Here is an 8,723-nt window from a genome sequence, read left to right on the forward strand (position 1 = left end):
ACTCAAAATGGCTGGCCTTTATGGAGCGGCGCCTGCTCCTCGCGAAGGAACTGCTGAACCCGGATGATTCCGTGCTCATCGTCACGATCGACGAGAAGGAGTACCTGCGGCTGGGGATGCTGCTGGAGCAGGTGTTTCCGGAGGCGCGAATTCAGATGATCACCAGTGTTATCAGCGTTCAAGGATCTACGCGTGTAGGGATGTTCTCTCGTGCAGACGAGTATCTGTACTTTGTTTTCCTTGGAGATGCCGAGGTTGCCAAAGTTGCCGATGACATGCTGAATGAAACGAGCAACTATTCAGAGAAGAGTCAGCTCTGGTTTCAATACATTCGAGGTGGCAAGGCCGGTAAGGCGACCCGGCGCGAGGACTCGAAGAACTTATTCTTTCCTTTGTTTGTGGATCCAGAAACAGGGCGTCTGGTCAGCGTTGGCGATCCGGTTCCCCTCGGAGTATCGAGATATTCGGTCCACGTGCCCGAAGGCACGGTGCCGGTATGGCCGTTGTTCGATGACGGAGGTGAAGGGCGATGGCGAACCGGCGTCGAGATTGCGCGGCGATGGCATGGCAAGGGTCTGTTGCGACTCGGGCGATCAAAGAAGACAGAGTCTGGTTGGTCGGCAATGTCTGTCCGCTCCGGCACCGAGGAGAGAATCGATCGTGGAGAAATCGCCGTTATCGGTCGACGCGACGATGGCTCCGCGATTCTCGAGGAACGCTCGGGTGCAAATGTTCGGTCGCCGAAAACGGTCTGGAATCGCGTCTCCCATAATGCGGGCTGGCATGGGACGAAGATAATTAACCAAATAATGCCGGATCGTTCATTTCCGTTTCCGAAGGCGTTGTTCGCAGTGGAAGATGCGTTGCGATTCGTTGTAGCTAACAAACCCGACGCCACAATCGTCGACTTCTTCTCCGGCTCCGGCACGACCGCCCACGCCGTCATGCGCCTGAACAAGCAGGACGGCGGGCGCCGTCGCTCGATCAGCATCACCAACAACGAGGTGAGTGCGGACGAGCAGAAGAAGCTCCGTGCGGCCGGCCTCCGTCCCGGCGATCCAGAGTGGGAGCGGTGGGGCATCTGCGACTACATCACCAAGCCGCGCATCCAGGCCGCGATCACAGGCAGGACTCCGAACGGCGACCCGATCAAGGGCGACTACAAGTTCACCGACGAGTTCCCGATGGCCGACGGCTTCGAGGAGAACGTCGAGTTCTTCACTCTGACTTACGAGTCGCCGATGCGCGTGCAGTCGCATCGAGAGTTCGCCAGGATCGCTCCGCTGCTCTGGCTGCGTGCCGGCTCCCAGGGACGCCGGATCGAGGCGCTTCCCGACGGCTGGGATGTGGCGGAGACATACGGCGTGATCGACGACATCGATAAGACCGACGCCTTCGTCGCAGCGATGGTTGCGAATCCGGAAGCGCGGATCGCCTTCATCGTGACGGACGAGGACCGCTTCTTCGAGGCGATCGCAAACGCGCTGCCTGAGGAAGTCGAGGTGGTGCGCCTGTACGACTCGTACCTGCGCAACTTCGAAATCGACGCGATGCGGGGTGTGCGGTGAGATTCACGCTCAAGGACTACCAGCGCGACGCCGTCGTGCAGACGCTCGACAACCTCCGCCGGGCTCGCAAGTTCTATCAGAACGAAGGCATGGAGACATCCTTCGCCCTCACCGCGACGACCGGCGCGGGCAAGACGGTGATGGCGGCCGCCGCCATCGAGGCGCTCTTCTACGGCGACGCCGAACTCGAGTTCGAGCCGGATCCGGGCGCGGTGGTCATCTGGTTCTCGGACGACCCGAATCTGAACGAGCAGACGAAGAGGCGCCTGGTACAGGCATCCGAGAAGCTGTCGTACGACCGGCTCATCACGATCAAGCCGCCCTTCGCGGTTCCGACCCTCGAACCGCAGCACGTCTACTTCCTGAACACGCAACGCCTGTCCAAGACCTCGCTGCTCACGAGGGGAGCCGAACAGGCTGCAGCAGCCGACGCCGAAGGAATCTTCACCGCACCTCCGGACGACCTCGCGTGGAACATCTGGGAGACGCTGCAGAACACCATCGAAGACGAGGGCCTGACCGTCTATCTCGTGCTCGACGAGGCGCACCGCGGGTTCAACGGCAAGACGTCTCGTGACAAGCCGACCATCGTGCGCAGTCTCGTGAGCGGTGAGAGAACCGGCCTTCCCATCCCGATCGTCTGGGGCATCTCCGCCACCATCGACCGCTTCACCGAGGCGATGAAGGAGGCGGCGAGCGACGGACGCACCACGCTCCCGCCCGTGTCGGTCGACCCGGCCCGCGTGCAGCAGTCCGGGCTCATCAAGGACGTCATCGCCCTCGACATCCCCGCCGAAGCGGGCAACCTCGAGACCGCGCTCACCACGCGCGCAGCACGGAAACTGAAGGAGTCCGCGAGGCGCTGGGGACGGTACCTCGCGGAACAGAAGGACCTGCCCGGCGAGACGAGTGCGGAGAAGGTCGTCCCGTTGCTCGTGCTGCAGATCCCGAACACGGAGAACACCGACGATGTGGGTCTGTGGCTCGACACGATCCAGGCCGAGCTCGGGGACCTCACCTCCGTCGGAGTGCGTCACGTGCTCGGTGACCACAAGGTGCTCACGTTCGGCTCGTGGGACGTCGACTGGATCGAGCCGCAACGTGTGCAGGACGACACGCAGGTGCGCGTGCTCATCGCGAAGGACGGCATCTCGACGGGGTGGGACTGTCCTCGCGCCGAGGTGCTGGTCTCGTTCCGCCCGGCGAAGGACCACACGCACATCACCCAGTTGCTCGGTCGGATGGTGCGCACGCCGCTCGCGCGCCGCATCCCGGGCCAGGATCGGCTGAACGCGGTCGACTGCATCCTCCCGCACTTCGACCGGACGACCGCAGGCAACGTCGTCAAGTACCTCACGGGCATGACCGACTCGATGCCCAGCACCGGACAGAAGGTGCTCATCGACCCGAGAGAGCTCGTGCCGAATAGTGCGATTCCGACCGAGGTATGGGAGGTGTGGGATCAGCTGCCCAGCATGGTGATTCCGCGTCGTGGTTCCCGTCCGGTCAAGCAGCTCGTCAGTCTCGCGCAGGCACTGGCCGCAGACGGCCTGCGTGAAGGCGCCGTCGCCTCGGTGAAGGCGCAGATGCACAACACACTCGAGTCGCTCGCAGAGCGGTACGACGGCGATCTCCGGAACGCGGAGATCGAGGTGCTGACCGTGCGCGGGATGACGATCTCGGGGCGGACCGCGAGCAAGAAGGTCAGCTACTCGGACTTCAACGAGCGTGCCGACGGGCGGGCGATCCGGGTCGCCTTCGAAGAGGCGAAGCGCGCGTTCGGCGCGGACATCGCGCAGTCCTACGTCGACTACCTTGCAGACCCCGAGATTGAGGACGAGGATGACGACGCCCTGCGATCCGCCTTCGTGAAGGCGGCCGCCCTCGCGACTGTCCCGAACGTGCGAGAGAAGATCGACGCAGCGGCCAAGGACATCGTGTCGGAGTGGTTCGGCGAGTATCGGGTTGCGCTTCGCGGACTGGCGGATGAGCGACGCGACGCGTACGAGGAGATCCGTGCGCAGGCCGTGGACCCGCAGCTCGCCGATCTCGCGCGGCCCAAGTCTAGGCTCGAGGACTTCGCCGAGACCGAGAACGAGCAGGTCAGGGCATCCGAGCTGATCGACAAGCACCTCATGGCGGACGACGACGGCTGGTTCCCGCTGTCGAGCCTGAACGGCTGGGAGCGGCCGGTGATCCGCAAGGAAGTTGCGAGGCCCGACTGCGTCGCCTGGTATCGGAACCCGTCTGTGACACGTCCGGACGCGCTTGGAGTCCCGTACCGCGACGGGGTCGGGAACTGGCGAACACTGCATCCGGACTTCCTCATCTTCACTCGTGTGGGCAGCGAGATCCGTCCGTCGATCGTCGATCCGCACGGCACCCACCTCGACGACTCCATCCTCAAGCTCAGGGGGTTGGCTGCGTTCGCCGAGAAGTATGGCGATGCGTTCCACCGCATCGACTCGATCGGCACGAACGGGTCTTCCGGCGAGCTCCGTGTGCTCGACATGCTCGATCCTGAGGTTCGGCAGGCGGTGCGGGAGACCAAGAGCAGTGCCGGCGACCTGTTCGGTTCCGAGATCGGAGCGAAGTACGCATGAGCGAGCTGACCTTCACCGCGTCGCAGGAAGCCGCGATCACGGACGTGACCAACACGCTTCAGCTGATCGCGTGCGCAGGCTCCGGCAAGACTCAAGTGCTCGCGCAGCGAATCGCTCGCATCCTGGCTCAGCCCGGTATCCGCCCGGGTAACGTGATCGCCTTCACCTTCACCGAGAAGGCGGCTGCCGAGCTGAAGGAACGCGTGCACTCCGTCGTGCGGGCCGAGCTCGGCGAGGTGGTGGGGCTCGCGGAAATGTACATCGGCACGATGCACGGCTACTGCCTCGACCTGCTTCAGACGTACGTGCCGGAGACCTTCAAGTACGGCGTGCTGACTGACATCACTCAGCAGCTCTTGATCGACCGTGAGAGCAAGCGGTCGGGCCTCACGACCTGCACCAAGCTCGTTCAGGGAGTCGAAGCACCGCTCAGACGCTACGTGGACACGCGCACGTACAAGTCGGCGCTCTCGATCCTCCAGGAGGACGAGATCGACTTCTCGCGTGTTCGGAGTGCCGTGACCGCCAGCCTCGCGTCGTACCGTGAGCTGCTGCAGTTCCGGAAGTACTTCGACTACACGTCGATGATGGTTCAGGCGGTCGAGTTCCTCGAGAAGGTGCAGACCGCGGACGATCTCACGTCGTCGGAGCGGGTGTTGCGGGACCACATCCGCGACGAGGTCCGATACGTCATCGTCGACGAGTATCAGGATGTCAATCCCATCCAGGAGCGGCTGGTCCAACGGCTTGTGCACGACGGGGCGAACTTGTGCGTGGTCGGCGACGACGATCAGACGATCTACCAGTGGCGTGGGTCTGAAGTCTCCAACATCATCACGTTCGCGAAGCGCTACACCGACGTGCGCACGATCGAGCTCGCTGAGAACTTCCGATCCACGAAGGGGGTGGTCGAGCTCGGTCACTCCGTGGCACTGCGACTCAACTCCAGCGAGCGCCTGAACAAGAAGATGATCTACAAATCCCACCAGCCCTGGGAACGCGGTGACATGCTCGCACAGCAGTTCGGCGACGCCGCCGAAGAGGCCGAGTGGATCGCACAGCGGATCATCGATCTGCAGGGGATGCCATTCGTCGACAAGCCCGGCGCCGCTCCGCGGGGACTCTCCTGGTCCGACTGCGCCGTGCTGTTCCGTTCCGTGAAGGACGCAGACGCGCTCGTGGACGAGTTCAGGCGGCGGAAGATCCCCTTCCTCATCAAGGGCCTCGCGCGGCTCTTCGACGCGGTCGAGATCCGCGCGTGCGTCGGACTGTTCCAGTACATGATGGGCGAGATCACGGCGGCCAATCTGCGCTCGTTGTGGGACACGGCCGACCTGGTTCCGGAACCCGGGCGATGGTCGGCGCTGATCGCCGTGCTCGACGAAGGCGCCGACTTCGACAAGAGCGACCGCTGGGGGACTTACAACATCCAGCGGCTCTACCTGCGCGCTCTGGAGACGCTGGAGCTTCGCGAGGAGACGATCCCGGGGGACGCCCGCAGGCGCGAACTCGTGATGTACCAGCTCGGCAAGTTCTCGCAGGTGATCTCAGACTTCGAAGCGATCCACTTCTCGTCGGCCCCGGACCGCAAGTACGAGGGCTTCGTCGCCTTCCTTCGGTTCCAGGCGCCCAGCGTCTACGAGGAGTCCGATGAGGACGCCGGGTACGTGCGGCCGGATGCTGTCGTGATCTCCACGGTGCATCGATCGAAAGGCCTGCAGTGGCCGGCCGTGTTCGTGCCGTTCTTGCGTCACGGACGCTTCCCGATGCGCGGCGTCGGCGGACTGCAGGTCATTCCGCACATCATCGCCGACGACGCCGTCATCAATGGAGCCCGATACAAGGGCGGGATCGCCGACGAGACGCGGCTGTTCTATGTCGCCGTCACGCGTGCGCAGAAGTACCTCTACGTCAGCTACGCGCCCGGTGACAAGAAGGGGCAGGGAAAGGCATCCGACTTCTATCTGCACTGCACCGCGTCGTCCTGGATGTCCACCAGCGATGAGGGGCTGCCGGATGTCCCGCGGCTGGAGCCGACCCCGAAGCTCGAGAAGCCGAACATCGCGATCTCGTTCTCCGAGTTGAAGTATCTGTTCGACTGCCCGTACCAGTTCAAGCTCCGGTTCATGTACGGCTTCAACCCGCCTATCCACGAGGCGCTCGGCTATGGCAAGGGGCTGCACGACGCGCTCGCCGAAATGCACAAGCGTGCTCTCGCCCATGACGTGCCGAGCCGCAACGAAGCGGAGGAGCTGGTCACGCGCCACCTTTACACGCCGTACGCGTACCCGGCGCTGCGTGAACAGCTGCACACCGCCGCAGTCGATGCGATCGAGCGTTACTTCGACCGGCACGGGGACGATCTGACCCGCACGATCCACTCCGAGAAGCAGATCGGTGTTGACATCGCTCCCGGAGTCTCGGTGAATGGGCGCATCGATCTGATCAAGTCGCTCGTGACCGACGAGACGGCCATCGTGGACTTCAAGTCCACCAACCGCTCGCAGGATGAGGACGTCACGCGCGACCAACTCGCGATCTACGCGCTCGGGTACGAGGAGCTGTCCGGTACGTCGGCAGACCGCATCCAGATCCTCAACCTCGACGATCAGGGCAAGAGCACCAATGACCCGGTGGACGCCGACCTCATCGGCGGCATCCGCGAGAAGGTCGCGGCGGTCGCCGAGGACATCCGGCAGAATCGCTTCGAGTGCACACACGATCATTCGGGCGACGGCGCCTTCAACGACCTCGTGGGCTTGATGCCTCGTTTCGCGTCAGGCCATCCCGCAGTCCAGGCGTGACCCGGAAGAATGGATTGAATGAGCACTCTGAGCCTCTTCGATGAACCTTCGGACGATCAGCGGACGGCGACGCGGGAACTCCCGATGTACGACTCTCAGCGCAGTGAGATCCGTGGCCTTTTCGGACGGCTCGGTCTGACGACCGCGCGCGAGCAGTTCGCCCTCGTAGAGGAACTCATCGGTGTTCGCCTGAGCGCCGTCACTGACCTCAACAGGGAAGATGCGCAGCGTCTGCTCTCTCTGCTGCGTAGCCGTGTGCATACGAGTCCGCGCTCCACGACTGGCAACTCCTGGTCCGATCGTGACGAGGACACCTGGATCGACAAGCTGTAGGCGTGTGGTCGACAGCGGCTACGCCCCGCCAAAAAAGGACTAAACTAATCAGACTTAGTCGAGGAGGGGAAATGACCACGGTGAACATGCACGAGGCGAAGACGCACCTGTCTCGCCTGGCCGACGCAGCGGCGGCGGGCGAGGTCATCACCATCGCCAAGGCTGGGCGCCCCGTCGCCAAGCTCACGCGCGTCGACGCGCCGGAGACGCCCCGGCGACTCGGATTCCTCGCGGGTCAGGCGCACATCCCCGACGACTTCGATGAGCTCGGCGGCGACGTGATCTCCGACCTCTTCGAGGGGCGGAGAACCTGAATGCGGCTTCTTCTCGATACGCACGTGCTGCTCTGGGCGGCGTACCTGCCCGAGCGGCTCCCGGCCGGTGCTGTAGCCCTTTTGAGTGACGCGGCAAACGAGCTGCTTTTCAGCGCGGCGAGCATCTGGGAGGTGGCCATCAAATCAGGTTTGGGGCGAGAGGATTTCGACGCCGATCCCCACGTGCTGCGGCGGGAGCTTTTGGACAACGGGTACACCGAACTTGTGATCACGGGGGCGCACACTGCGGGGGTGGCGGGCCTGCCCGACATCCATCGCGATCCGTTCGACCGGCTTCTCGTCTCGCAGGCGCGACTGGAGGGCATCACGCTGCTCACGGCCGACACGAAGGTCGCGGAGTACGGAGCGCCCGCGCGCCTGATCCGGGTCCGCTGACAGCTGCGCGCCGAGGTGAGGTCATCCGGCGCATGTTCCAGCAGATCACCGCGCGTGGTGGCAGACCCGCGGGTGATCATCGGATGCCCGTACCCAGCCGCTCACACCTCTGCCAAGATCGAAGGGCACGTCCAGACGTTGCAACAGGGGGAACATCCAATGGCCTACGCCGTCATCGATCTTGAGACCACAGGCTTCTCGCCGGCTCGAGGGGACCGCATCATCGAGCTCGCGGTCGTGCTCGTCGACGACGACGGGCGCCCGGAGCACGAGTGGACCACGCTCGTGAACCCGCAGCGTGACGCGGGGCGGGCTCAGCTCCGTGGCATCCGATCCGAGGATCTCGCCGGCGCACCGCTGATCGGCGAGGTCGCCGCGCACCTGGTCGGACTGCTCAGCGGGCGCACCCTCGTGGCGCACAACCAGGAGTTCGACCTGAGGTTCCTCAAGTCCGAACTGGCATCCGACGGATTCGTGCTCCCTGCGACGTTCGACGCGCTCGACACCATGCTGTGGTCGCACAGGGCGTTCGGGGTCTCGCGGCTCGGCGACGTGTGCGCTGTGCTCGACATCGACTACGACCCGGCGCGGCCCGCGCTCGGCGACGCCCGTGCGAAGGCCGCGATCCTCGCGGCGCTGATCGCGCGCGAGGGCGGTTCCGACGACTGGCGGACGGATGCCGCGAACGCGGCGTTCCCGCTCTCC

Annotated in this window: 7 protein-coding genes; all 7 read left to right on the top strand. The window is 64.1% G+C overall.

The genetic code is table 11. The features are described from left to right. On the top strand, positions 1–1,568 hold a 1,568-nt coding region (locus tag BGN97_RS08690; RefSeq protein ID WP_292700137.1), incomplete at its 5' end, for a DNA methyltransferase. Beyond that, on the top strand, positions 1,565–4,171 hold the full coding sequence (locus tag BGN97_RS08695) for a DEAD/DEAH box helicase family protein (RefSeq protein ID WP_292700140.1): 2,607 nt from the start codon (positions 1,565–1,567) through the stop codon (positions 4,169–4,171). The genes BGN97_RS08690 and BGN97_RS08695, both read left to right, overlap by 4 nt. Then, a complete protein-coding gene (locus BGN97_RS08700) occupies positions 4,168–6,975 on the top strand; it encodes an ATP-dependent DNA helicase (RefSeq protein WP_292700143.1) in 2,808 nt (935 codons plus the stop codon). Before BGN97_RS08695 ends, BGN97_RS08700 begins: the two co-directional genes overlap by 4 nt. Positions 6,976–6,993: 18 nt before the next feature. Beyond that, positions 6,994–7,308 carry a hypothetical protein gene (locus BGN97_RS08705; RefSeq protein ID WP_292700145.1) on the top strand — a complete coding sequence of 105 codons (315 nt, stop codon included), beginning with the start codon at positions 6,994–6,996 and terminating at the stop codon, positions 7,306–7,308. Between the two features lie 71 nt (positions 7,309–7,379). Beyond that, positions 7,380–7,622: a type II toxin-antitoxin system prevent-host-death family antitoxin gene (locus BGN97_RS08710; RefSeq protein WP_292700148.1), complete on the top strand. Its 243-nt coding sequence runs from the start codon at positions 7,380–7,382 to the stop codon at positions 7,620–7,622. Further along, positions 7,623–8,018, top strand: a complete 396-nt coding sequence (locus BGN97_RS08715; RefSeq protein WP_292700151.1) for a type II toxin-antitoxin system VapC family toxin — start codon at positions 7,623–7,625, stop codon at positions 8,016–8,018. A gap of 159 nt (positions 8,019–8,177) precedes the next feature. Continuing rightward, positions 8,178–8,723: 3'-5' exonuclease (locus BGN97_RS08720; protein WP_292700154.1), on the top strand; the 546-nt coding region annotated here is incomplete at its 3' end.

The sequence above is a fragment of the Microbacterium sp. 69-10 genome (assembly GCF_001897945.1).
Classification (GTDB): Bacteria; Actinomycetota; Actinomycetes; order Actinomycetales; family Microbacteriaceae; genus Microbacterium.

Bases quoted from the DNA above. Each gene is read 5' to 3' on its own strand.
- BGN97_RS08700 (WP_292700143.1), top strand. From the start codon at position 4,168: ATGAGCGAGCTGACCTTCACCGCGTCGCAGGAAGCCGCGATCACGGAC.
- BGN97_RS08705 (WP_292700145.1), top strand. From the start codon at position 6,994: ATGAGCACTCTGAGCCTCTTCGATGAACCTTCGGACGATCAGCGGACG.
- BGN97_RS08710 (WP_292700148.1), top strand. From the start codon at position 7,380: ATGACCACGGTGAACATGCACGAGGCGAAGACGCACCTGTCTCGCCTG.
- BGN97_RS08715 (WP_292700151.1), top strand. From the start codon at position 7,623: ATGCGGCTTCTTCTCGATACGCACGTGCTGCTCTGGGCGGCGTACCTG.